The sequence below is a fragment of the Methylomonas sp. LW13 genome, from assembly GCF_016865255.1.
In the GTDB taxonomy this organism is placed as follows: Bacteria; Pseudomonadota; Gammaproteobacteria; order Methylococcales; family Methylomonadaceae; genus Methylomonas.
The window spans coordinates 2101279-2125382 of sequence record NZ_CP033381.1; the positions used below are offsets into that span (position 1 = coordinate 2101279).

Annotated in this window: 20 protein-coding genes and 1 tRNA gene; 17 read left to right on the top strand and 4 right to left on the bottom strand. The window is 53.7% G+C overall.

Annotated features, from left to right (window positions below; all coding sequences use genetic code 11):
• Positions 1–194: 194 nt before the first annotated feature.
• From ilvA to JL719_RS09515, 13 genes are all read left to right on the top strand, one after another.
• The gene (gene ilvA, locus JL719_RS09455; RefSeq protein ID WP_201799027.1) at positions 195–1733 is read left to right on the top strand and encodes a threonine ammonia-lyase, biosynthetic; all 1539 of its coding nucleotides are present in this window, start codon (positions 195–197) and stop codon (positions 1731–1733) included.
• Between the two features lie 584 nt (positions 1734–2317).
• On the top strand, positions 2318–4189 hold the full coding sequence (locus JL719_RS09460) for a secretin GspD/PilQ domain-containing protein (RefSeq protein WP_129871377.1): 1872 nt from the start codon (positions 2318–2320) through the stop codon (positions 4187–4189).
• Between the two features lie 116 nt (positions 4190–4305).
• Entirely contained in the window at positions 4306–4737 is a 432-nt protein-coding gene (locus tag JL719_RS09465; protein WP_165385944.1) for a tetratricopeptide repeat protein, read from the top strand.
• A 32-nt stretch (positions 4738–4769) separates the two neighbouring features.
• Entirely contained in the window at positions 4770–4973 is a 204-nt protein-coding gene (locus tag JL719_RS09470; RefSeq protein ID WP_201799028.1) for a hypothetical protein, read from the top strand.
• Positions 4974–5255: 282 nt separating this feature from the next.
• The gene (locus JL719_RS09475; RefSeq protein ID WP_033156650.1) at positions 5256–6188 is read left to right on the top strand and encodes a type II secretion system protein; all 933 of its coding nucleotides are present in this window, start codon (positions 5256–5258) and stop codon (positions 6186–6188) included.
• 455 nt (positions 6189–6643) lie between these two features.
• Positions 6644–8386, top strand: coding sequence for a PglL family O-oligosaccharyltransferase (locus JL719_RS09480; protein WP_165385945.1), 1743 nt, complete (start codon positions 6644–6646; stop codon positions 8384–8386).
• A gap of 134 nt (positions 8387–8520) precedes the next feature.
• Positions 8521–9198, top strand: a complete 678-nt coding sequence (locus JL719_RS09485) for a type II secretion system protein (RefSeq protein WP_033156648.1) — start codon at positions 8521–8523, stop codon at positions 9196–9198.
• Positions 9195–10388 (top strand): type II secretion system protein, encoded by a 1194-nt coding sequence (locus tag JL719_RS09490; protein ID WP_033156647.1) that lies wholly within the window; start codon positions 9195–9197, stop codon positions 10386–10388. Before JL719_RS09485 ends, JL719_RS09490 begins: the two co-directional genes overlap by 4 nt.
• A 288-nt stretch (positions 10389–10676) precedes the next feature.
• Positions 10677–12491, top strand: a complete 1815-nt coding sequence (locus tag JL719_RS09495; RefSeq protein WP_033156646.1) for a hypothetical protein — start codon at positions 10677–10679, stop codon at positions 12489–12491.
• Positions 12469–13194 (top strand): hypothetical protein, encoded by a 726-nt coding sequence (locus tag JL719_RS09500; RefSeq protein ID WP_033156645.1) that lies wholly within the window; start codon positions 12469–12471, stop codon positions 13192–13194. Before JL719_RS09495 ends, JL719_RS09500 begins: the two co-directional genes overlap by 23 nt.
• 4 nt (positions 13195–13198) lie before the next feature.
• Entirely contained in the window at positions 13199–14851 is a 1653-nt protein-coding gene (locus JL719_RS09505) for a GspE/PulE family protein (RefSeq protein WP_033156644.1), read from the top strand.
• 1 nt (position 14852) lies between these two features.
• Positions 14853–16076 carry a type II secretion system F family protein gene (locus JL719_RS09510; protein ID WP_033156643.1) on the top strand — a complete coding sequence of 408 codons (1224 nt, stop codon included), beginning with the start codon at positions 14853–14855 and terminating at the stop codon, positions 16074–16076.
• Positions 16077–16526 carry a hypothetical protein gene (locus JL719_RS09515; RefSeq protein ID WP_033156642.1) on the top strand — a complete coding sequence of 150 codons (450 nt, stop codon included), beginning with the start codon at positions 16077–16079 and terminating at the stop codon, positions 16524–16526. It abuts the gene before it with no gap.
• Positions 16527–16543: 17 nt separating this feature from the next.
• On the opposite strand, the gene JL719_RS09520 is transcribed toward JL719_RS09515, so the two are convergent.
• The 3 genes from JL719_RS09520 to JL719_RS09530 all read right to left on the bottom strand — a co-directional run bounded on the left by JL719_RS09520 (position 16544) and on the right by JL719_RS09530 (position 19964).
• Complete coding sequence (locus JL719_RS09520; protein WP_033156641.1) at positions 16544–17188, bottom strand: response regulator transcription factor; 645 nt, start codon at positions 17186–17188, stop codon at positions 16544–16546.
• A 215-nt stretch (positions 17189–17403) separates the two neighbouring features.
• Entirely contained in the window at positions 17404–18288 is an 885-nt protein-coding gene (locus tag JL719_RS09525) for a fructosamine kinase family protein (protein ID WP_033156640.1), read from the bottom strand.
• A 14-nt stretch (positions 18289–18302) separates the two neighbouring features.
• Positions 18303–19964 carry a glutamine--tRNA ligase/YqeY domain fusion protein gene (locus JL719_RS09530; protein ID WP_033156639.1) on the bottom strand — a complete coding sequence of 554 codons (1662 nt, stop codon included), beginning with the start codon at positions 19962–19964 and terminating at the stop codon, positions 18303–18305.
• A 242-nt stretch (positions 19965–20206) separates the two neighbouring features.
• Here JL719_RS09530 and rpoH point away from each other — a divergent pair, with 242 nt between their 5' ends.
• The 3 genes from rpoH (at position 20207) to JL719_RS09545 (ending at position 22623) form a co-directional block, all read left to right on the top strand.
• A complete protein-coding gene (gene rpoH, locus JL719_RS09535) occupies positions 20207–21061 on the top strand; it encodes an RNA polymerase sigma factor RpoH (RefSeq protein ID WP_033156638.1) in 855 nt (284 codons plus the stop codon).
• Positions 21062–21108: 47 nt separating this feature from the next.
• Positions 21109–21193, top strand: a tRNA-Leu gene (locus JL719_RS09540).
• Between the two features lie 176 nt (positions 21194–21369).
• Complete coding sequence (locus JL719_RS09545; protein ID WP_033156637.1) at positions 21370–22623, top strand: tyrosine-type recombinase/integrase; 1254 nt, start codon at positions 21370–21372, stop codon at positions 22621–22623.
• A 129-nt stretch (positions 22624–22752) separates the two neighbouring features.
• Here the strand turns inward: JL719_RS09545 and JL719_RS09550 are convergent, their stop codons facing one another.
• On the bottom strand, positions 22753–23040 hold the full coding sequence (locus tag JL719_RS09550; RefSeq protein WP_051669975.1) for an ogr/Delta-like zinc finger family protein: 288 nt from the start codon (positions 23038–23040) through the stop codon (positions 22753–22755).
• A gap of 151 nt (positions 23041–23191) precedes the next feature.
• On the opposite strand from JL719_RS09550, the gene JL719_RS09555 reads away from it, so the two are divergent.
• Positions 23192–24079 (top strand): DUF6387 family protein, encoded by an 888-nt coding sequence (locus tag JL719_RS09555; protein WP_033156636.1) that lies wholly within the window; start codon positions 23192–23194, stop codon positions 24077–24079.
• Positions 24080–24104: the final 25 nt, after the last annotated feature.

Genomic DNA, 24104 nt, shown 5'->3' on the forward strand with positions numbered 1-24104 from the left:
TCATGGTGATGGTCCTGATGGATTGCTCTTATAAATCTGACACGGCGTTTAACCCGTCATTGTGTGGGATAATAACCGATTGACGCTGATCTCTCAGCTGTTTTTACGCCGAACCGGCTCCAGGCAGCCTCGCCTAAACAACCCCGGAACCCACGCATGGACGGTAAGTGCGCCAGCAGTTGCCGAGGACAATAATGCAGACATACATAGAAAAGATATTGCGGGCAAAAGTCTACGACGTTGCCGAGGAAACCCCATTGGATTTTGCCGCTACGCTGTCGGAGAAAATCAACAACAAGGTGTATCTGAAACGCGAAGATTTACAGCCGGTATTCTCGTTTAAATTGCGCGGTGCCTATAACAAAATCGCCTCCCTGACACCGGAACAAACCGCTCACGGCGTCATCGCCGCATCCGCCGGCAATCATGCGCAAGGTGTGGCCTTGGCGGCAAGAAAACTGGGCATCAAAGCCCTGATCGTGATGCCGAAAACCACCCCGGAAATCAAGATCAAATCAGTAAAGGCACGCGGCGCGAAAATCGTGCTGCACGGAGACTCCTACGACGATGCTTATGCCCATGCCATGGAATTGGTCGCGGAAAAAGGCATGACGTTTATCCATCCTTACGACGACCCGGAAGTGATAGCCGGGCAGGGAACAGTAGGCATGGAAATTCTGCGCCAACACAACGGCGATATTCACGCGATATTCGTTCCGGTCGGCGGTGGCGGACTGGTGGCCGGTATCGCCGCTTACGTCAAATTCGTGCGCCCGGATATTAAAGTCATTGCAGTGGAGCCCGACGACGCCGATTGTTTGAATCAAGCTTTAAAAGCCGGCCAGCGGGTGATATTGGAGCAGGTCGGTTTGTTTGCCGACGGCGTGGCCGTCAAGCAGGTTGGCGAGGAACCGTTCCGCATCGCCCGTGAGCACGTCGATCAGGTCATCACCGTCAGTACCGACGAGATTTGCGCGGCGATTAAAGACATCTTTGACGATACCCGCTCGGTCGCCGAGCCGGCCGGCGCCCTGGCGGTGGCGGGTTTGAAAAAATACGCCGAACAACACCATCTACAACAACACACCCTGATTGCCATCGACAGCGGTGCCAATATCAATTTCGACCGCTTGCGCTATGTCGCCGAGCGCACGCTGGTAGGCGAGCATAGAGAAATTCTGCTGGCCGTCGAAATACCGGAAGTGCCGGGCAGTTTTTTGCGATTTTGCAAAGTCATCGGCAAGCGCAGCATCACCGAGTTCAATTATCGCTATTTCGACGCGCGCATGGCGCAAGTGTTTGTAGGGATCAGCAGCAGCGGCGCGGAAAATGACCGCCAGCATCTGATCGAGCAATTGACCGTAGACGGTTTTTCGGTCACCGATATGACCGGCAACGAACTGGCCAAGGATCATATCCGTTATATGGTTGGAGGGCATGCGCCATTCGAGTTGAAGGAGAGCGTCTACAGCATCCAGTTTCCCGAGCGTCCCGGCGCGCTGCTGAAGTTTTTGTTGTCGCTGGGTAGCCAGTGGAATATCAGCTTGTTTCATTACCGCAATCATGGCGCCGCCTTCGGCAAGGTGTTGATTGGCTTGCAGATTGACGGTGAGCAGCGTGGGCGTTTTGAACAATGTTTGTCGGCTTTGGGGCTGGCGTATCGAGACGAGACTGGTAATCCAGCCTATCGCCTGTTCGTCGGTGGTAGCGAATCTGCCGACGCCGGCAGCTAACATTTTTCGCTCCCGTTTAGCCTCCCAATCTTAGGAGCTATTTAAAAAATCTCCCCCAGTCTCTCGTTTCAAAGAGGGGCGCATTGTTTCGCCTTCGGTGCAATCAGAATCGCCGGAAGTTATTTTCAACTAAATCCTCAAACCAACCAACCAGGTGCTTAATGTCCTTAAGCGCTTCGGCACATTATTCCGCCAAAGTCCTTAACGCCCGGAATTATTGGCAAACATTTCGGGATTTCCTCCTAACGACAACTGGGAATTCGCCAACATACAATGCGCGCCATTTTGTGCTATGGCGATTTGAATATAAAGATGCTTCTGTCAGACCCAAAAAACCGTCGTTCCCGTCAGGATGCGGGTAGCCGGAGCCATGGAGGGCACGCTTCGACTTATCCATGCGGTTTGGGCTCGGCTAAGGACAGCTTGATCAACGGTTTTTCCAACGTGGCGGAAGCATCTTTATATTCAAATTTTAAACAGCCTGCTGATACGCAAACGACAAGCGGCTTGGGACTAATGCGTCCGGGCGCGCCAAAGTTTTCGATAAGTGCAAAACATGAATTATCAAGTTACTGAGGGTGTAATTGAAAATCGTCAAACCAAAGCACATCAGGGTGTTATGCATGCTCATGCTGCTGTCGGCAGGCTTTACCGTGCTTGCTGCCGCTAAGTCTTTCGAAATTCAGGAACTGGAGTTCAAAAACTCCCAGGTCTCCGACATCATCCGCGTCCTGTCCGAAGATGCCAATGTCAACATCGTTGCGACCCCGGAAGCCGGCAAAAAGAATGTGACGATTTTTCTGAAAAAAGTCAGCTTGGAAGACGCCATCCGCACGATTTGCCGCATCAGCGATCTTTGGTATCGCCAGGATAACGGCGATGCCGGTACCTTCAGACTGATGACCAAGGAAGAATACAGCAAAGATCTGGTGATGGGCCAAGACGACAACGTGCGCGTGTTTCAATTGCGCAACCCCAATGTCATGGCGGTGGCTATGGCTATCGAAAGTCTTTACGGCAATCGGGTGCGGGTATCTTACGGCAACGCGATGATGTTGAGCGGCATGGGCGGTATGAACGGACGCGGCGGCAATAACCGTGGCAGCGGTTTCGGCAATAACCGGGGTATGGGCAATACCGGCTTCGGTGGCGGTATGGGTGGTTTTGGCGGCGGCATGGGCGGCGGATTCGGAGGTTTTCAAGGCGGCTTTGGCGGTGGCAGCAGCGGCAATATGTACGGCGGACGTAACAACCGTTTTTCCGGCGGCATGGGCAATCAAGGCGCAGCCGGTGGTCGCTACGGCAACTTGCAACAAGGTTTTCGCGAAGAAGTACCCAAGGATTTAAGCGTCGAACAACTCGCGGAACTCGGCGCCGACGGCAAACGTGTCGATCCCGGCGAACTGTCCGAGGTGTCCGGCATCAACAAAGTGATATACGTCACCATCAACGCTGAACACAATCAATTGATCGTCAAGACCAGCGACAATGCCATTCTTAAATCCATTTCCAGCCTGGTCGAACAGCTCGACAAGCCGCAAAACCAGGTGATGCTGGAAATGAAGATTATCGACGTCAAGGTTGGCGAAGACTTTAGCTCTTTGTTCAACTTCGAAATCAAAAATACCAAGATTCAAGGCGATAGCCTCAATCCTTTGATCATGGGTGGTGCAGCGGCCATGACCGGCGGCGGCAGTTTTGTTTACGAATTTCTTAGTGATAAGGTTAAGGCCAATATCGAATTTTTGGAGAAGAACAACCGCGTCAACGTGGTTTCCAATCCCATGCTGGTGGCGTCCAATCATCGCCCGGCTAACCTGTTCATAGGAGAGGAACGCATCATGGTGCGTGGCTATTCCATCGACAACATCGATAACCTGAATACCACCCGCACCATTTCCACCCCGGAAACCGAGTTAAAGGAAATCGGCACCACCCTGGAAGTCACCCCGCACATCAATGCCGACGGTACCATCCACATCCAGCTCAGGCAGGAAAACTCAACACTAAACGAGAGAGCCGCATCCATTCCGGTAACAAATAGCACGGGTGGAGTCGTGGTTGAATTACCGGTGGATACCGTTACTACGGCCCGCATGGAAGGCGAAATCTTCGCCCGGCACGGCTATACCGTCGCGGTGGGTGGTTTGATTCGCGACAGATTTTCTCGTGAAAGACGTAAGGTACCCTACCTTGCTGACATACCGCTGCTCGGTAACATTTTTAGACAAACTACCGACGCCGACAGTAAATCGGAAATGGTGCTGTTGATTACGCCCTATGTGCTGAACCAAGGCAACGACAGCCACCAAGAATACGATCCCACAGACAAATACCACCGCTACGCGCCGGATACCGCCATGCAAGCCAAGCCGGTGCCCAAACCGGAAAATCCCGACGAGCCGGTGTGCGGCGAGTTTTGCGCGCCGCCGCGCTTAGGGGTGACAGAACAATGAGTCACAACCATGTTAAAACGCGGCGCGGAGTGACCATGCTAAGCCCCTTGTTGTTCTGGTCCCTACGGTCCTCCCTGGGAAGCCCTATTCGCCCGCATGCCTTCCCACGCAGGAGCATGGGAACGAGAGTATTCAGTCTGGCGCTGGCCGCAATGTGTTGCAGCGCGTGCCAGCCAGCTTTCATCGGCCATGACTCGGAAGCGACCGTAGCCAATGAAAACTGCTACGCCTACCGCAACGGCGACAAATTGCGCAAAATCAATTTTGCCCAGGCCTTCGATTGGTGCCATCGTGCCGCCAATTTTGGCGATGCGAACAGCGAAGCCCTGCTGGGAGAACTGTATTACCTGGGGCTGGGCGGCCCACAAGACATGACGCTGGCGGCGCGCTGGTTCGAAAAAGCCGCTCGTCAAGGCCACGCCCACGCCCAATACATGCTGTACCGGGTCTATGCCACCAGTCCCAATCTGGAACAACAGGAAAAAGCCGATTACTGGCTGAATCAGGCCCGCCATAGCGGTTACAAACTGGCCTTGCCGGCGCAATGAACACGCTTGAATTGAATGAGGGAGAAATAGAGATGATGAGAAACCATAAGCACATGCAAGCCCAACCCGTCAAAAGCAAGCTGATGGAATTGCTTGATGAAGTATTGCAGCACGACGGCTTCGGCGAAATCCGCGTCGAGGTCAAAATTCTCAAGCGTCAGCAAAAAGAAGTGATTCTGCACTGCGGCAAACAATACCGCTTTGTGGTGGATAGCAGCTTACCGGGCCAAGCTTGATGCTTCCGGTAGGCACGGTCCGAGTGGAAGGCGGGAGATTGGAATAAGGCCGCTTTAGCCTTATCAATTCCCCTCTTTAGCAAAGAGGGGCCGGGGGAGATTTTTTAAATAATCCCCCATCTTTTGCCCAGTGGGCGCGAGGAATATAGAGAATTCAGGACTAATCCGCGCACGGACGCGCATAACTAAACGAGTGTGATGGGGTCACATCAAAAAACCAAAAAATAAGATGACCAATAGGCTGCGCGAGGCAGTTGCGGCATTTAGATTTGAGAAAACAGTATGAAAGGCAAACAACTGAAAAGACTGCAACACAGACAAGCGGGTTTCACCTTACTGGAACTGCTGGTCGTTATCACGCTGATCGCGACGTTGGCGACGGCGGCATTGGTGGCGTATGACGGTATTGGCGACAGCGCGCAAGCAACTGCAGCGTCCAACAGTACCTCCACTGCTGACGGCGCGATTCGTAACTACCGTGCTGTTACGCAAAAATTCCCTGATCAATGGGATAACTTGGTAACAACCGCAGGTGCCAGCCCTGCATTCTTGTCTGATCGAACAGCTGCGCGGTTTGCCAACTGGGCGGTACCAGCATCCGCTTCTGCTTTTGGCATCGCATTGAACGACGCGATGGCGGCTGTCGGTATTACGGAAATACAGGAACGCACCATTGCAACAATAACTGCTGGTGTTGAGCCCAACCTACAACATAACGAAGGTGCGGTAAACCGCGTAAGTCCTGGTGACGCCGCCGAAAACGACTGGACGGCCGTCGCCAATGTCGCCATCCTGCCAACCTTTGGTACTGCGGCTTGCCAGGTCAACACAGTTGCACTGGGCGCTAAACTAGACGGTTCCGCTATGGCGGCTACGGACGGTGATCGTCAAAACGTCATCAACGATTCACTGGAAAGCGACCAATGCAACTTGGTAATTGCTCTGGGCTTTGGTCACGATGCCGCGCATAGCACCAGCAATTCTTCTGTGGCTATTTCGACCGCGCCGACTTTCGTGAGCCAAAACATCAATCCTGCAACCACTTATGCTCGTTACATCGCCTTGTTCCACGTCGGTCAAGATGGCGCGAATGGGGGGGCCGAGGATAACAACATCGTTGCTGGTGAGTTGTTCACCAAACCCCGTCTGCTGGCGGTGGTTGACACCGAAGGCCGTATGATCGACGAAAACATCGCCGCTCAAAATCCTAACTAAGTTTAGCTAGGTACGCCGGTTCCCACGGCCCGCCGTGGGAATCCCTGCTAGCTCTGGGCTTTGTTGCAGAGTTTAGAGCTAGCAGGTACCGGGCCTATCGCCATTTCGGACGGTCGCATTTGAATCAGGTTGGCAGTGCAAATGGCAGCCTTTAGGCATTGCCGGGTGTAAGCGTCACAGCCAATTATTAAACACCACCTCGGGAGAGATTGCCCGAGTCCGGAGGCACCGGATGGCGACGGCGTTTTACCGCTCGGCAATCTGGATTTCGCTAGTCGTAAGTGCTCGAAGTGCAGCCCTGGCGGAATGGCGGCCTATTTTCCGGCCCGTAATCCCGTTCGCCTCAATGCCCTTGAGGATACTGAGCAAGGCCGAAGGACGAATGCTTATGCCCAAGGACGTAAGAGCCGCTCATGCTTCGAAAAGCGCAACACAACCAAAACCGACAACAAACGATGAAATCGCTCGACTTCTCCAAATTTCCACCGCTCAGCCTGTTGCTATTGGGCTTGTTGCCGCTTTTGCCTTGGCTGGCGCCCTGGCATTTGCAGCCGGTAATCACCTTTCATCTGGAATGGCTGGCGCTAGCCGGCGGCTTGCTGGCTTGTGCGGCGGCATTGCCAAGCTTGTGGCGTAGCGAGCATTTGCAGCTACCGCGCACGCTGTGGTTGCCTTTAACGCTGGCTGCCTATCTGGCCTTACAAAGCAAACTGTTGCCGCAAGTTGTTGCCCCCCATGCCTATATGGGGATGGCTTACTTGGTTTGGGCTGCGCTGATGATGGTTTTGATGGCCTATTTACGGCAACAGTTTGGTGGCGAACGGGTCGGCGGCTGGCTGGCCGGCGGTTTGGTAACAGCGGCCGCTCTGGTGGCCTGGCGTGAGCTATGCGGGCGGCTATCCGGGGAAATCGGCGACTGGGGCGGCGTAGGCCAAGCCAACAACTACGGCGATTTCTTGGCCTTGGGCAGTGTGTCTTTACTGTACTGGCATGCGCTTGGTCGGCTACCTCGGTGGGTATTTGCTTTCTGCGGGTTTAGCCTGATGCTGGGCTTGAGCCTGACGCCTTCTCGCAGCGTTTTATTGTATTGGCTAGCCATCTTTGTCATCGCGTGGCGCTACCGTTCCGCCTGGTTGAAACCCATTAGTTTAGGCCTTTTCGGCTATCTGGCCTTGCAGGGTTTGTGGTCGCTGGGGGTGTTGCCAGATGCGCAACTCAGCTCGGCGGAACGCATGCTGCAACCAACCAGCGGCGCGTCGCCGCGCTGGCATATCTGGCAAGTGGCCTGGCACTTGTTTTTGCAGCAGCCCTTGCTGGGTCAGGGTTTCGGGCAATTCGACACCGCCTACTTTCAAGCTGGCCACTATATTCCGGCACTGCCTACCTATATCGAACACGCGCACAACCTGATTTTGCACTTGCTGGCCGAACTGGGTTTGTTACCGGTGTTGCTGCTGCTGTTGGCTATCAGCCGCTGGATTCGTCCGGTGTTGGCCGTGGGCGAGGGAACAACGCAGCAAGCGTTTAAGACTTGGCTGATGTTGTTGGCGGCAATTTTGGGCATTCACAGCATGTTGGAATACCCGCTGTGGTATGCGCCGTTTTTAGGGGTTGCCGCGATGGTACTGGGCTTGGGTGATGAGTTGAGCCGGCCGATAGCCTGGAAAAAAACCGGCACGGTTATCGCCGGCTTCTGCATTGCTGCCGCCGCGTCCGTGGCGGTTGTACATGAAGCTCATTATCTGCGCATGGAATTGGCCTTGTTAGCGACGGTGGCGCAACCCTCTCAGCAACGCTCCGATCATCTGGTGGATGTTTGTCAAAAAGCGGTGACGCAAGCGCCGCTGCTCGAACCTTATGTGCCGATGATTTTTACCTTTACCGGCCAACCCGATGATTTGGCGATGCGGCCGCAACTGACTGTATTGGCGGATGTTGCCGTGCGTTTTGTGCCGGCCAACAATTTAGTGTACCGGCTGGCGCTGATGCAAGCCCTGAACGGCGATCAGCAAGCATCCAAAAACACGCTGAGCCGGGCCTTGGCCGCTTATCCGAATGATGCCTCAAAGTTTATTGTCGACCTTTTCCATCTTAAAGGCCCGGACAGTGCCAAGGTTAATTTCATGTTGCCGATGCTGGCCTCCACGCTGGGTGCAAAAGTGGTCACCAGCAGCGGCGCGCCTGCCAAGCAACTTTAACTGAGACATATTTGATTGGGTGCCGATGCCGGCGTGACGCCAACTTAATGCCAGTGAATCGGAAACGAGGGCTGGCTAAGTTTTTAATTTTCACAAGCAAGTAAATGAGGTGTTTATTGTTTGTTTTTAGCGGGATGTTACGGTCCGTCGCCTGGCGCGATGTTGCCGCCGTGCGTTCCAAAACCGTGAAAATTCGGTCGCAAGCCGGTTTTACCCTGCTGGAACTATTGGCGGTGATTGCGCTGATGGCCGTGGTGGCTGGGATGGCGGTGCTGGCTTACGAAGGCGTGCAGGATCAAGGCCGCCAAGACGCTACCCGGTTTGAAATCGCGGAAATCCGCAATGCGTTGTTGCAGTTTCGCCGCGATAGCGGTAGCAACGATTTGCCGGGGCAGGGGGTTTATGTCTGCGAGGACCCGGCAAACGCCGGCAAAATCAACCCGGATTTAGTCAATTTACCTTCCGAAGCGGGCACTACCGACGCCGCAAAACTGGCCTGGTGCGAATCGCCGGCCAATTTCTGGATGCTGTTTGCCGATCCTTCCGGCAACGGCTGGAATCCGGACACCCATCGTGGTTGGAACGGCCCGTATTTGCAACGCAAAAGCGCTCTGATGAGTTATGCCGGTGTCGATAATTTGTGGGTGATTACCGATGCCTATCAAGCCAATTACCTCATGCTGGATTTGGATGACGCCGACAAAGCCCGGCTGGTCAGCCTGGGTCCGGATAAAACCGACGATAACCCAACGCCCGGCACTTGCCAGCTGGCCGGCGGTGGTGACGATACCGCGCTGTGTTTGTTGAGATGAACTTATTGATCGAAATCGCCAAAAACGCCAAAGCGCAGGCTATCACGCTCCGCCGTGGGAATCGATGCCAGCTTTTGGGCACAGCGAGTAGGGTGGATAAGCGCAGCGCATCCACCGCATGCAAACCTATCCCGGTGGATGCGCTGCGCTTATCCACCCTACCTGCGGTCGGTTCGATACATCACAAATCCGAGCGCGGCTTTACCCTGCTGGAAATGTTGCTGGTGATTTTTTTGATGGCACTGGTGGCGTCCACCGGTCTGATGCTGACCGAGGGCGTGGAAGATCAAGCTAAATACGACGAAACCAAACGCCGGATGGAACTGATCCGTAAAGCCATCGTCGGCGACCCGACTCGCACCGTGAACGGCGCGCCGGAGCTTAGCGGCTTCGTGGCCGATATGGGGCGCTTGCCCTTATGTTTGGCGGAGTTATTGAGGCTCGGTGACGAGGTGCTTCCCGCCACCGTTCCGAAAACCTTTGAATCGCCGTGCGACGACACCGAAATCGTTAGCGATTGGCATTTGGATCAAGACACCGGTGTCGGCATGGGCTGGCGCGGCCCCTATTTACAGGTTATCCCGGAATCCGGCGGCGGCCTGCGTTTTAGAGACGGCTATGGCAACGAGGGCGCGAATGCGGCCGCTGATGCGCTGGATTCAGGCTGGGATTACAGCGTAACCGCAGCGACCGCCAGTTTAGCTAGCGAAGGCATGGATTTAGCTGTTGCCACCGATGACGTGGCCGCGCCGCAACTGATTGTCAGCGCCGATTGGCAGGTGCCATTACCGGCGGCAGTGAGTGTGACGTTTGAGAATCAAAGTGGGGCACCATTGCCAACGCCCAACCCAGTTAATTTGGTGTTGCGCCTTTATTTATCCGATTTGACGGATTACATCGATTCGGACGAAGGAACCCCTGATTACTTGGTTTTGACAAAGGAATCAGTATTGGGGAGCAGTCAAAAAACCGAGAGCTTTAAGTTGAGCACGCCGCCACTTTTGCCTATCGGACAACGCGGGTATGCAATCATTTGCCACGAAGTACCGTCTGGTGACCCGGATAACTACCGAATTTTCGACGGCGATTGTGTGGCCGAAAATCCAGTTCCGGCTGTAAGCAACATCCGCAGTTTCAGTGTCTTACCCCGCCAGACACTGAATTTGGCCCTAAATTGGATCATTCCATGAGTCCACTTTGTCCGAATCGGTCCCGCCATGTGCTCTCATTGCGGGCCGTCACTGCCAATACGCTAAGGAAAAAGCCCCTTCTCCCCCTGGGAGAAGGTTGGGATGAGGGGATCAAAATATCGCTTCTTCCTTTATTTATTCCCCTCACCCTAACCCTCTCCCTGGGGGAGAGGGAATCTCCTGCTGTTAACTTAATGGCAGCGATCGAGGATCGTCGGGGCGCCAAGCGGCAGCGCCGAAAATGCCACAGTCCGGAAACCGCTAAAAAATCTCTAATGCCAAGCCTCCATGAAATTTAACCGTTTTATCCCTTTTGCTATCCCGTCGCAGTTATTAGTCTGCGAGACCGACGGTTTTTCCTTGCGCGCCGCCGTGCTGCGCCGTGCCGATCAGGATATGGAATTGCTGTATCAGGCAAACACCGAGCAGGTGGATATGGCCGAAGGCCTGAGCGATGTGTTGACTACGCTAAAAAGCCAGGGTTGGCAGGGCGGCGGTTCGGCGATTCTGTTGTCGCCGGCGGTGTTTTCCACGCTGGTGGAGTTACCGGTCAATCCTCGCAAACCCCGGCCGTTGTTGCAGATGTTGGAGCTGGCGCGCTGGGAAGCCGAGCCACTGTTGCTGCAGCACGTTACCCGCTGGTCGGTGGGGCATTTATTGGTGGGCCAAGGTTATATGACCGAGGAACAGGCCCGGGCGGTGATGGATTTGCAGCAAGGCAAATCCAGGGCCGGCGGTGGCTTGGCGTTGGCCGAGCAGTTTTCCTTGCGGCGTTTCGGCGATCTGGCGGTGGAGTTGGGCTACATCAAGCGCAGTCAGCTCAATGCTTGCTTGACTGGGCAGGAATGGCTGAAAGCCGCTGACGAAGCGATCGAAGTGGGCTGGGCGGCGCAGAGCGCGGTGGAAGATATACCCGGCACTTTCAATTGGCTGATTAGTTGCGTGCACCAAAGTTTGTTGCAGCGCTGGTCGGACGCTTTTGCGCGGCAGGGTTTGAAATTGCAAACCATGTATCCCTTGACCGGTTGCAGCGCGGCCTTATTGCCCCCGACAGAAACCCAAGCGGTGCTGCTGGAGACTCAACCCGGTTTGGGGTTTAGCACGCGGATAGCCGCTGACGGGATTACGGCCTTGCGCCACTATTTGAATCTGCACAAAGCGCCGCTGGATATTTGCCTGGAAAGCTACCACGCGCTGCATGCGCCGCCGCGCGAGCCGGTGTGGTTGGCTAGTTGGCCGCCGGCACCCGAGCTGGCCGCTAATTTGGAACACATGCTGGAACTGGACTTGCACCCGCTAACCCATGCTGTCGTTGGCGATAAGGTCTCGCCGGGCATGGCCGGAGCGGCTTACCACGCCCTGGGCTTGGCCGAAGCGGAGCGTTGCGTGGGGGTGCGCTTGGGCGGCCCGTTGCCGGCACTGCGTGATCGCTTGGAGGTGCGGGCCGCGGCGCTGGTGCTGCTGCTATTGGTGGTGGTCGGCGTGGCCGAGCTGTCGTTGTGGGCGCGCAAAAGCAGCGTTGAGAGCTACAAGCAGCAGGTGGATACCAGCTGGCAAAGTATCGATGAGGCTATTAAGCGCATCAATGCCCAAGCGGCTGAAATCGCCCAGATCAAGGACAAGATAAAGAGTTTGCGCACCGAACAGTCGCGTCTGGAAAATCTGGCCCGCTTCTACGACGAAGATATTCCGGAGCGCATGGATTTGGTCAAAGGTGTGTTGGGTATGCTGCAAACGCTGGTTGACAATGAGGTGGTGATCGAGCGTTTGGATGAGCCGGACAAGTCGGCATTAAAACCGGCCGCGGCGCCGAACGCGGCTCCGCCCAATCCTATCGACGCCAAACGCATCGAAGCGGAAAACCTGGTGCTGGAAGCCTGGGCGCTCAGCGACAGCGCGGCGCAGACCTTTATCAAACGGGTGGGTGATGCCGCCGCCCGCTGGGATTTGCAGGTTCGCGAGCCCAAAGTGACTTTCGGCAAAGGACCGCTGCAGAGCAACGGCTTCAGTATTTCCTTGCGGCTGGTCAAATTGGCCGAGCCGGACGGCAAAATCATTCGTTTATCCAATCCAAACCCCCATGAAACTACCCCCTTTGAGTAAGCGCGAACAATGGTTATCGGCCTTGGCTATCGGCGTGATCGTCATCGGCGGATACGCCGGGTTGCGCTGGGTGCCGGCCAACCGGGAAATCGGCCAATTGCAACAAACGGCGGAAGCCACCGATAAGCGCCTGCGTACCGCCGAGATCCCGGAAGAACCGGATGAGGACATCGAGCGTTTGAAGAGCCAATTAGCGGAACAAGAGCGTTTGCTGGCGGCTATCAAGGAGCAGTCGGACAGTGTGGAAAAACATCTGGCGCCGGACGACTCGCAGTTTCTGATCGTGAATATTTCCAAAGTGGCGCGCGATGCGCAGATTCATGTGCGCGCCAACGAGGTTTTCAAAGCGGCGGTAAGCAACAATGCCGCGCCGGTTGCGGCGGCACCGGCAACCACCAAGAAAAGCCGGAAAAACAAACCGGCGACGGTGACGCCGGCCGCTGCCGCTGCGCCCATCGCTGCGGTGATTCCGCCGTTGAGTGCTGGTTGGGTGGCGCGCATGTCGCCGGGGTCGTTGTTGGAAAGACCGTTGCGGCGCCTGGAGGTGGAGGGCACCTATCTGGCTTTGAACCGGTTTATTCACGATTTGGATCGGCTGCCGTTTCAAGTGGCGGTGCTGCGTATCAGCGTCGAGCGCATGCCGGCGTTGGCCATGCCCGGCTATCCGCAATCTTTGTTGGCCGAAGTGATTTTGGCGTTGTAAGCGTATGGCTATCAATGACGAACATCTCTTGGAAGCCGGTGTGCGCTGTGGCTTGATTGAAGCTGCGCAATTGGAACGCCTGCGTCTGGAAGCCCGCCGGCAACGCTTGAGTTTGCTAAGCATGGTTCAGGCCCATTATCGTTTTCCCTTATCGGCCTTGCACCGGGCGGTGGCCGAGCAATACGGTGTGCAGTATGTCGATCTGGATACGCTACAGGTGGAAAACACCTTGTTAAAAAAAATTCCGCCCAGTCTGGTACAGCGCAAATTGCTGTTGCCGGTGAGTGATGGTGAACAGGTGTTACTGATCTGCGGCGATCCGGGCGACCGGGGTGGCATCGATTCGGTGCAACGCTTGTTGGGGCAGGTATTGCCGCTGGCAATGGCCGATCTGGCTTTATTGCAATTAAAGGTAAAGCAGGCATTGGCCGGAAAATCGGCGCCGGAACAAAGCGGCGCTGTGACAGCGGAGACCGATACCGATTTGGTGGCGATGCTGGACGGTATTATCCGCGAAGCCTATTTTTACCGGGCCTCGGACATTCACTTATTGCCGGATGCGCAAGGTCTGCGGGTTCGTTTGCGGGTGGACGGCAAATTGCGCGACTTTCCGTTGGTCGCCAACGCCGGCGCGGCGGCTGCTTTGGTGTCGCGGGTCAAGGTGCTGGCCGGCTTGGATATAGCCGAACAGCGCATGCCGCAAGACGGCGGTTTTTCTTATCATTTGCCTAAGCCTATTGATAAGGGCTTTAACATTCGGGTGGCGACGGCGCCGACCCGGCTGGGCGAACGGATGACGCTGCGGCTGCTCGGCCAAGAGGCGTTCGGCTTGACGCTGGCCGATTTGGGCATGATGGAAGACGACTTACAGCATTTTCGCAAGGTGATCCACCGCCCCTATGGCATGGTGCTGCTGACCGGTCCGACCGGGAGTGGTAAATCGACCACCTTGTTCGCCGCGCTCCAGGAAATCAACCGCGCCGACATCAACATCATGACCGTGGAGAACCCGATCGAATATGTGATGCACGGGGTTTCTCAATTGCAGACCGGGCCGAAAGTCAGCTTTGCTGACGCCCTGCGCTCGTTTTTGCGGCACGATCCGGATGTGCTGATGGTAGGCGAGATTCGCGACCCGGAAACCGCCGATGTGGCGGTAAAAGCGGCCATGACCGGGCATTTGGTGTTTTCGACGCTGCACACCAACAACGCGGTGAGCGCTGTCACGCGCTTGATCGACATCGGTTGCGAACCGTTCCTGATCGGTTCCACGGTGGCGGCGGTTATTGCCCAGCGTTTGGTGCGCCGCTTATGCGGGCATTGCCGCAAATCACGCTTGGCGACGCCAGCCGAGCTGGCGGAACTGGGGCGGGATGACGATGCCGTGCAGATTTACGAACCGGGCGGTTGCGTGATCTGCCAGGGCAGCGGTTTTCGCGGCCGGCTGGGATTGTTCGAAACCCTGTGGCTGGATGAAACTCTGGCACGCTTGGTGGCGCGCGGTACCGATGAGGAAACCTTGGAAGCCAGTGCCGGCGAGCGGCTGAGTTTTATGTGGGAGGACGGCTGCCGTAAAGTGCTGTTGGGCATGACTACGTTGGACGAGTTACGCGATGTGGCGGTCCACAAAACCCGCGGTATGCGCGGCGTAAACTGAGATGGCTGAATTTGTTTACACCGCCTTGGATGAGCGCGGCAACGAGGTCGGCGGCCGCTTGCAAGCCGACGATATGGGTAATGCCGCATCACAATTGCGCCAGCGCGGTTTGCGAGTATTGGCGTTGCGGCAGGGGCGCGGCAGTAGCGGCTTTTTCGGGCAGGCCAATTTCTCGGACTGGTTGGCCTCGCAACGTTCGGTAACGAACACGGCGCTGATATTCTTTTTCAGGCAAATGAGTTTTATGCTGCGGGCTGGCTTGCCGGTGGCGCAGGCACTGGAGCTGGCCCAGGCGCAATTAACCAATCCGCGCTTGAATTTGACTTTACGCCTGATGCTGAAAGACATTCGGGTTGGCCAATCGCTGTCGTCGGCGATGAGTAAGCACAAGGCGGTGTTTCCGGAAATGGCAATCAATTTGGTGGTTGCCGGCGAAACCACGGGCGATTTGGACCAAATCATGGAAAGGCTGGCGATACATCTGGATAAAAGAGCCGCTTTGCGGGCGCAGACCATCAACGCGATGATTTATCCGGCGATTGTGGTGCTGGCGGCAATCGGCGTCGGCATTTTCATGGTGGTGAAAATCATCCCCAAATTCAGCAAGTTTTTGATGGGCAAAGGTAAAGCCTTGCCGCCGTCTACCCAGTTGCTGGTGGATATATCGGACTTCGTGCGCCAGCATGGCCTGTGGCTGGTCGGCGGTGCGGCGGCTTTGCTGCTGCTGGTGATATTGATTTATCAAACCCGTAACGGCCGTTTGTGGATAGACCGGCTGTTGCTGCGGCTGCCGGTGATCGGCTCGTTGCTGGTGACCGGTGCCATGGCGCAGATGAACTGGGCGCTGTCGATTTTGCTGCGTAGCGGTGTGACGGTGTTTGAAGCGTTGAAAATTACCGCTAATTTGCTGGGCAACCGGGTTTATGTCGATCAGTTGCTGGCCGCATCGAACCAGATTTTAGAGGGGCGGGATATTGCGCGCAGCATCGATCATCCACGCATTCCGCCGCTGGTGGTGCAGATGGTTGCAGTAGGCGAAGGGACCGGGGCGCTGGACGAGGTGTTACAGGAACTGGGGCTTTATTACGAAAAGCTGTTGGAAATTGCGATCAAGCGCCTGTCGGCCCTGATCGAGCCGGTGATGATTTTGGTCATAGGCTTGATGGTGGGCTTTGTCTATTACGCATTCTTTCAAGCCTTATTCTCTTTGGTATCGGGGCATTAAATGAGTTTGTCGAATTCAATCAAGCCGATTGCCGGCCTTGTTTTTTCAATGGCGGCACTAGCCGCGCAGGCTCTGGAAGCGCCGGCCACGCCGCTGCCGTTGACGCCTGCGGCGCCGAAGCAGTTGCGCGATCCGTTCACGCCCAGCGAACTGATGTACGAAACCGCTAGTGCGCAAGGGGGCTCAACGGCTGGCGCTTATGGGTTTATGCCGAATCAAGAAACCATGAAGGTGCCTAACCTTAAACTACGCGGCTTATTGAATCCGACCGGCAAGGCCTTTATTGCTCTTTTGGAAGTCAGCGGTGTCGGTACTTTTATGGTGCGCGAGGGCGATGAATTCAATTTCGACCCCTCGCAACCCAAGAACGCCATCCGCGTCAGTAAAATTACCCGGCTGAGTGTGACCGTTGAAACCGGTACCTTGGGTTCGATCAGAGTATTGCGCTGAGCGGTTTTAGATAGGGTTTACTGATTGAGTATGTTTAGGTTGACGGCAATGTGGGCCAATTCGGTGGTGGTCTGCACCTGCAGTTTTTTCTTGATTTGCGTCGCGTAGTTGGCGATGGTTTTATTGCCCAAACACAGGTGAATGGAAATTTTCGAGACCGTCAGGCCTTGGGCCAGTAGCCGGAAAATATCGAACTCGCGCGGCGAGAATGCATCGATCAGCGCTTGATACTGCGCATTGGCGGAAGGCTCGTCCGCGGGTTTAAGCAGGCCGGGTTCCGTATAACCTTTACCTTGCATAATGCTTTCTATCGCCGGTAACAATAGATTCGGCGCCATGTTTTTAGTGATGTAACCTTGCGCGCCGGCATCCAAGGCACGCCGTACGTAAACTTGCTCGTGATAGATGCTGTATACCAAAATCCGCGCATTAGCATCCCGCGCGACGATCCGGCGAATGGCTTCCAGACCGCCGATTCCCGGCATGGATAAATCCATGACCACCAGATCCGGCTTGGAGTCGCCATAAAGCTGAATGGCTTGTTCGCCGCGTTCCGCTTCGGCGATGACTTCGACATTGCCACTAACCGACAACAGCATGCGAAATCCTGCGCGTACCACAGCATGGTCGTCGACTAACAATATTTTTAGGGTGTTGCTCATGGCAGCGGTGGAATGGGTGGTGTCATAAATTTCGAAACGGGGCTCTGGATATAAGCTGCTGTTTCGGCCTTAAAATTGACGGCTATTATCCGGGAGGAAATTCCTGGATTGATGCGGGAAAAATTCTTTTTCTGAGCCGGGAAAATGCAGGAGTGGGAATTGCAACTGGCTATGTCAACCTATCGCTTCGGTTGGCCATTCGGCGCTGGACGCGATTAGTTTAATTCGGCCAATAACTGAGCGATCATGCCGTTGGCCTGGTTCAAATAACCGCTGCCGAACAGGTTGAGATGGTTGAGGATGTGGTAAAGGTTGTAAAGGGTTTTACGGGTTTTGTAGCCAGGGTCCAGCGGATATTCGGCTTGATAAGCCGCATAAAAATCGCGGCTGAAGCCGCCGAATAATTCGGTCATGGCCAGGTCCGCTTCGCGGTCGCCGTAATAGCAAGCCGGGTCGAAGATTATCGGTTGTCCTTGCTTATCCGAGGCAGCATTGCCGCCCCATAAGTCGCCGTGCAGTAAGGATGGGTGTGGGTGGTAGTCGCTGAAAAAAACGCCAATGTTCTCCAGCAGTTTAGAGCCTTGCGTTTGCAGCGTGCCGAGATAACCTTTGGCGGCGGCAAACCGTAATTGTTTGCCCAAACGTTGTTGTCGCCAAAACTCGACCCAATCGTCGTGTCTGGCGTTATGTTGCGGCGTGGAGCCTATGGTGTTATCGATGGGCCAGCCGAAATAGGCTTGTGGTCGCTGGTGCAGCAAGGCCAGTTGTTCTCCGAATAAGCTGGCGCTGCGGCTATGCAACGCGCCCAATTCGATGAATTCCAGCACCAGATAAGCGTGTTGTTGACATTCGCCAAAGCAAATCACCCTGGGCACGCGCACCGCGCCTATGTCGGCCAACTCGCGTAAGCCGGCCGCTTCCGCTACAAACATCTTCGCCAGGCTCGCCCGGTTTAGTTTGATAAACCAGTCGATATTGGCGGCTTGCAGCCGGTAGGCGCTATTGATGTCGCCACCGCCGATACTGCTTAGGCGGTGGTTACTTAGCGATTGGCCGGTTTGGGTTTGAAGATGGCTAACTAACGGTTGCAGCGCGACCATGGTTAATTACTTTGCTACTTTGCCCAACTGTCGCGCAAGGTCACGGTACGGTTAAACACCAGTTTTTCCGCTGTGCTGTCAGCATAGTCCAGGCAAAAATAACCGGTGCGCTCAAATTGATAACGGGTATCCGGCGTGGCATTGACCAGGCTGGCTTCCACCCGGCAATCAGTCAACACTTCCAGCGAATTGGGATTGATGCCGTCCAGGAAATTATCCAGCGTGTCCGGATTGGGGTGGCTGAACAAGCGGTCGTATAAACGCAGTTCGGCGGGCAGGGCGTGTTGTTCAGAAACCCAATGGATTACGCCTTTTACTTTGCGGCCTTCGGGGTTTTTGCCTAAGGTGGCCGGATCGTAGCTGCAACGCAGTTCGATGATATTGCCGGCGTCGTCTTTAATCGCCTCCTCGCATTTGATCACGTAAGAACCGCGCAAGCGCACTTCACCGCCCGGCACCAAACGTTTGAAGTCTTTAGGCGGGTTTTCCATGAAATCGTCTTGTTCGATCAGGATGGTTTTGGAAAAGCTGACTTCCCGGCTGCCCATTTTCGGTTTTTGCGGATGGTTGGCGATTTGATAAGTTTCGGTTTTACCGTCTTCCCAGTTGCCGATCACCACTTTTAAGGGTCTCAACACAGCCATCGCTCTGGGCGCGCGTTCGTTCAAGTCTTCGCGGATGCAGTTTTCCAAGACACCCATTTCGATCCAGGAATCGTTTTTGGTGACGCCGATGCGTTCGCAGAAATCGCGAATCGCTTCCGGCGTAAAACCGGCTCGGCGTAGGCCGGAAATGGTCGGCATGCGGGGATCGTCCCAGCCGTTGACGTGCTTTTCGGTGACCAGTTGCAGCAATTTACGCTTGCTGACGATGGTATATTCCAATTGCAGGCGCGCGAACTCAATTTGTTGCGGATGGCAAGGGGTTTGCAACTTGTCCAGCACCCAGTCGTATAAAGGGCGGTGATCTTCAAATTCCAGGGTGCAGATCGAGTGGGTGATGCCTTCCAAAGCATCGGAAATGCAATGGGTGTAGTCGTACATCGGATACAAACACCAGGCATCGCCGGTGCGTTGGTGATGGACGCGGCGGATGCGGTAGATGGTCGGGTCGCGCATATTGATGTTGGGTGAGGCCATATCGATTTTAGCGCGCAGCACATATTGGCCGTCGGCAAATTCGCCGGCGCGCATACGGGTGAACAAATCCAGGTTTTCTTCGATGGAGCGGCTACGGTCTGGGCTTTCTTTGCCGGGTTCGGTCAAGGTGCCGCGGTCGGCGCGCATTTGTTCAGGCGTCGAGCTATCCACATAGGCATCGCCTTGTTTAATCAACTGCACCGCGTAAGCGTAGAGTTGTTCGAAATAGTCGGAAGCGTGATATTTTCCGGCCCATTTAAACCCTAACCATTGCACGTCGCGTTCGATGGCTTCCATATATTCGACGCTTTCTTTTTCCGGGTTAGTGTCGTCGAAGCGCAAATTGCAAGTGCCGTTGTTTTCGGCTGCCAGCGTGAAATTGAGGCAAATCGATTTGGCGTGGCCGATGTGCAGATAACCATTGGGCTCGGGAGGAAAGCGGGTGGCGACTTTGCCGTTGTTTTTGTTGGCGGCTAGATCGGCGGCAATGATGTGTCTGATAAAGTTGGATGAAACTGGGCTATCGGAAGCTGACATGTTCGAGTAAATGGCTGTGGTTATTTATGAGGTGGGCGGCGAATATCGGGTCAGTCGCCATTTTAACGAGTTTGGTCGGAATTCGTAAAGGCGGCATCATCAGCCGATTTTGCATCAAAATTGACGCAGAATTCATCGTAAACAATTGTATTAAAAGATTTTTACTAAATTATTAGCACTCTTGTTGATCGAGTGCTAGAATTTGGTCATCGTTAATTTATTCCACCGGAAACGAGGGTGATATGAACAATAGCTTGGCTTTACCGATCAATTTATCGGTTGGGACGTTTGATTCTTATTTAAGCCTGATATCTCAAATGCCCAAACTCAGCGTTGAGCAGGAGCAAGACCTGGCGTTGCGTTACCGGGATGAAGGCGATCTGAACGCCGCGCGCGAGCTGGTGATGTCTAATCTGCGTTTTGTGGCGCATGTGGCCAGAGGCTATGCCGGTTACGGCTTGCCATTGGCGGACATTGTGCAGGAAGGCAACATCGGCTTGATGAAAGCGGTAAAACGTTTCGACCCGGACATGGGCGTGCGTCTGGTGTCTTTTGCCGTACATTGGATCAAAGCTGAAATCCACGAATATGTGATCAAAAACTGGCGCATTGTCAAAGTTGCGACGACCAAAGCGCAGCGCAAACTGTTTTTTAATCTGCGTAAATTCAAAAAGGACTTGAGCTATCTCTCGCAAGACGATGCGGAAGCGATTGCGGAAAACCTGGATGTCGATGTTAAAACCGTTTACGAAATGGAACGGCGGTTGGACGGTCGCGATGTAGGGCTTGAGCCGAGTGGCGACGACAGCGAAGATCATGTGCAAGCGCCTATCGCTTATCTGGAACAACACGGTGCCGATCCGGCTTTATTGCTGGAAAATAGTGACTGGGAAGACCGCAAAGAAGAATTGCTGATGGATGCGATGGATAGTTTGGACGACAGAAGTCGCGACATTCTGGCTAGCCGCTGGCTGGTGGAAGACAAAGCCACTTTGCACGAATTGGCGGATCGTTATCAAGTCTCGGCCGAGCGCATCAGGCAGTTGGAACAAAATGCCATGAAAAAGCTGAAAGCAGCGGTGAGCTTGGCGGCGTAAAAAATGTTTGGCATTTCTGAAAAACTGAGTATAATGCTGCTTTCTTTGCCGGGGTGGTGAAACTGGTAGACGCGCCGGATTCAAAATCCGGTTCCGAAAGGAGTGTCGGTTCGATTCCGACCCTCGGTACCATTGATTAATGCAATCAAATGCAAAGAGAAGTACAAACCCGCAAGCCGACTGGCTTAGCGGGTTTTTTATTGTGCAAAGAAATGCAGCGAAATGCAGGTGCATGCAACTAAAAGTGTGTCCTTCATTGTGTCCTTTTCTATAATGCCTCTTGCCGAGGACACAATAGAGGACACACTATGGCACTCCAACTCAATAAAGACACAGTCTACAGAGCGGCAAAAGCGCGCGATAAAGAATACTTTATCAACGACGGCGGCGGACTCTATCTCGTCGTCGGGAAAAACGGCACCAAGATATGGAAATTCATTTTCTCGTTTGAAGGGAAGCGGAAAAAACTCTCATTCGGCGTGTATCCGGATACCACCTTGGAAAACGCCAGGCGCAAAGCTGATGATGCTAGAAACAGCCTTGCCAACGGCATCGATCCCAGCGAAATCAGAAAGCAAGCCCGGGCGGAAATTACCCAAGCCGCCGAAGATCAAAGTCGAGTAAACGCCGGCCTTCCCATTGTCAACAGTTTCGAAGACATCGCCCGGCAATGGATGGACTCAGCATCCCATACAGTCCGCGCCGTGACCAACCAAAAGAAAATCCGCCGCTTCGAACTCTACGTATTTCCGGAAATCGGCAAAATACCCATAGGCGAAGTGAAATCGCCCGACATATTTGCGGTCGTCCGCCCACTCATCATCAAAAAGCAACTGGAAACCGCCCACCGCGTGCGTGCGGACATTAGCGCGGCTTTTGCCTATGCCATCGCTCACGGCTATACCGACTACGATCCAGCGCAAGCCGTTGGCGCCCAAATTCCGGCGCAAAAAGTCAAACACAACGCCGCAGTCACCGAGCCAAAGCAAGTTGGCCAATTACTGCGGGACATCTCCAACTACCAAGGCACCTTTGTCGTGCAATGCGCGTTAAGACTCTCGCCATACCTGTTCCAGCGGCCTGGCGAGATTCGACAGATGGAATGGAAAGACATCGATCTTGCGGCGATGGAGTGGCGTTACTTCGTCACCAAAACGGAAACACAACACATAGTCCCATTGTCGCGTCAGGCTATAGAGATTTTGGAAGCCATCAAGCCGTTAACCGGTATTGGCCAGTATGTTTTTCCCTCCAGCCGTGGCGATGGTAGGCCTATGTCAGATGGCACCATCCGCACCGCGCTTAAAACCCTTGGATACCAACGTGAAGAAATGAGTGCTCACGGTTTCAGAACCACCGCATCGACCTTGCTCAATGAACAAGGCTGGTCGCCGGATGCGATAGAACGCCAACTCTGCCACATGCCCAAGGACCAAGTCCGCGCTGCGTACAATCGCGCTCAATATCTGGAAGAACGCCGGCGGATGATGCAGAGCTGGGCTGATTACCTGGATGGACTAAAAGCCGGCGCTCAGATCATACCGTTTCAACGCCAGGCATAACCCCTTAACCAATGTTTTTCAAAAAAATTAAAATAGTTTTTAAAAAACCCAGCATACCCAGCACAGTCAGCACTATCAAGGCTTACAGAGGATATAACCCAGCATTCAACCCAGCACAAAAACAAAAAATCAGGGCGGAGAAATCCCGTTTAACAGTTTGTTGCGTTCGTCCTTGCTCAGCGTATTCAGCAAATTGGCCGCTAGTTGTAGCGTGGAGTTGGCCGGCGGGTTAATCCAGCGCGTGAACGACTTGGTTTCGACAAACCTTGCCTGGCATAGCGGGTTTTTGCATTCGCAATACAAGTCGACGACGGTTTTTCTTTCGGTGAGGTTGTTGCGGGAGGTGATCCGCGCTTTTTCTTGGCAATTCGGGCAATAAACGGACATGGCGGCCTGTTCCTGGATCGAAAGCGGCATTATGCCTTGTCATCCGGCAATATTGGACCCTTGCGGCGGTTTTTGATTATGATGCATTCAACCGGATAGCCCGACGGGGCGAAAAGCGGGTGTCGCTAGCCTGTTTCCGGTTTTCCCTTTTTAGCGGCTTTCACTTTAGCGGAGTGAATAAATGAAATCCAACAAACTGGATATTAGCTGGTTTGATTTAAAGAATTACGATGCCCTTTACTCAATGCAAATTGGCGGTTGGATTCATGTGATTCAGCAACGGATATTCGCTAGCAATCCACACATTGAGCTTTACACGAACGGATTTGTTGAACAGGTTAAATCAGGCCATCCGATAATAGACAGTTCGAAATATCAGGCATATTTACAGGAAGAAGTTTCAAAATCTGTCGCGTTTCAAAAACAGTATTCAACTGCTTCAGTAAACAGTATGTCGACTTACGATTTATGGCATTTAACTAGGGAATTACATCACCCAAACCCAAATGAAGAACATATCTCACAGCTTAGTTATCTATGTCAGCTAAAGTCAAAGATTGGCAGAACTCACGACAAGATGAACTTGGTGCTAAATCCTTATGAAGTCAACCTCCATGAGGCGTATTATCCAGATCAGCCGATTAACGAGGCGCATGTAAAAGTAAACCTAATGGCAACTGATGACCAGCTTAAACAAGACTTTGAAGCTTGGCTAAAAAACTATCGAAGCCAGGTTGGATCAACAGTTATTGAAACAAAGAATCAAAAGGCTAAAAAATTTAAGAAAGTGTTTGATAGCGTAGACTTCAAGAAATGGATAGATTATCGAGTTATTCCATTCATTGATTTAAAAATAGTTGAGTCATATGAAGGAAGTAAAATTAGTAAGGCAGAGTTGGCAAAGCTGTTTTTTTCTGATCAGGATACCGACAACGGAAATAAAAAATTGAATAAAACCATCGATATGTCTGAATTTATTTTAATAAATAGAGCGCATGAAACTCTAAAGGCGCAATTATTAATGGAAAAAATATCAGAAAGAAGGGCAGAAAAAATCAGCTATCAATAAAAGCTCTTGGAGTCAAGGAGTGTTT

Excerpts from the sequence above, each read along its gene's own strand:
- JL719_RS09545 (WP_033156637.1), top strand. The coding sequence starts at position 21,370 with ATGGCACTCCAACTCAATAAAGACACAGTCTACAGAGCGGCAAAAGCG.
- JL719_RS09475 (WP_033156650.1), top strand. The coding sequence starts at position 5,256 with ATGAAAGGCAAACAACTGAAAAGACTGCAACACAGACAAGCGGGTTTC.
- JL719_RS09510 (WP_033156643.1), top strand. The coding sequence starts at position 14,853 with ATGGCTGAATTTGTTTACACCGCCTTGGATGAGCGCGGCAACGAGGTC.
- JL719_RS09495 (WP_033156646.1), top strand. The coding sequence starts at position 10,677 with ATGAAATTTAACCGTTTTATCCCTTTTGCTATCCCGTCGCAGTTATTA.
- rpoH (WP_033156638.1), top strand. The coding sequence starts at position 20,207 with ATGAACAATAGCTTGGCTTTACCGATCAATTTATCGGTTGGGACGTTT.
- JL719_RS09520 (WP_033156641.1), bottom strand. The coding sequence starts at position 17,188 with ATGAGCAACACCCTAAAAATATTGTTAGTCGACGACCATGCTGTGGTA.
- JL719_RS09505 (WP_033156644.1), top strand. The coding sequence starts at position 13,199 with ATGGCTATCAATGACGAACATCTCTTGGAAGCCGGTGTGCGCTGTGGC.
- JL719_RS09500 (WP_033156645.1), top strand. The coding sequence starts at position 12,469 with ATGAAACTACCCCCTTTGAGTAAGCGCGAACAATGGTTATCGGCCTTG.
- JL719_RS09470 (WP_201799028.1), top strand. The coding sequence starts at position 4,770 with ATGATGAGAAACCATAAGCACATGCAAGCCCAACCCGTCAAAAGCAAG.
- JL719_RS09515 (WP_033156642.1), top strand. The coding sequence starts at position 16,077 with ATGAGTTTGTCGAATTCAATCAAGCCGATTGCCGGCCTTGTTTTTTCA.
- JL719_RS09490 (WP_033156647.1), top strand. The coding sequence starts at position 9,195 with ATGAACTTATTGATCGAAATCGCCAAAAACGCCAAAGCGCAGGCTATC.
- JL719_RS09550 (WP_051669975.1), bottom strand. The coding sequence starts at position 23,040 with ATGCCGCTTTCGATCCAGGAACAGGCCGCCATGTCCGTTTATTGCCCG.
- ilvA (WP_201799027.1), top strand. The coding sequence starts at position 195 with ATGCAGACATACATAGAAAAGATATTGCGGGCAAAAGTCTACGACGTT.
- JL719_RS09485 (WP_033156648.1), top strand. The coding sequence starts at position 8,521 with ATGTTACGGTCCGTCGCCTGGCGCGATGTTGCCGCCGTGCGTTCCAAA.
- JL719_RS09465 (WP_165385944.1), top strand. The coding sequence starts at position 4,306 with ATGGGAACGAGAGTATTCAGTCTGGCGCTGGCCGCAATGTGTTGCAGC.
- JL719_RS09480 (WP_165385945.1), top strand. The coding sequence starts at position 6,644 with ATGAAATCGCTCGACTTCTCCAAATTTCCACCGCTCAGCCTGTTGCTA.
- JL719_RS09555 (WP_033156636.1), top strand. The coding sequence starts at position 23,192 with ATGAAATCCAACAAACTGGATATTAGCTGGTTTGATTTAAAGAATTAC.
- JL719_RS09530 (WP_033156639.1), bottom strand. The coding sequence starts at position 19,964 with ATGTCAGCTTCCGATAGCCCAGTTTCATCCAACTTTATCAGACACATC.
- JL719_RS09525 (WP_033156640.1), bottom strand. The coding sequence starts at position 18,288 with ATGGTCGCGCTGCAACCGTTAGTTAGCCATCTTCAAACCCAAACCGGC.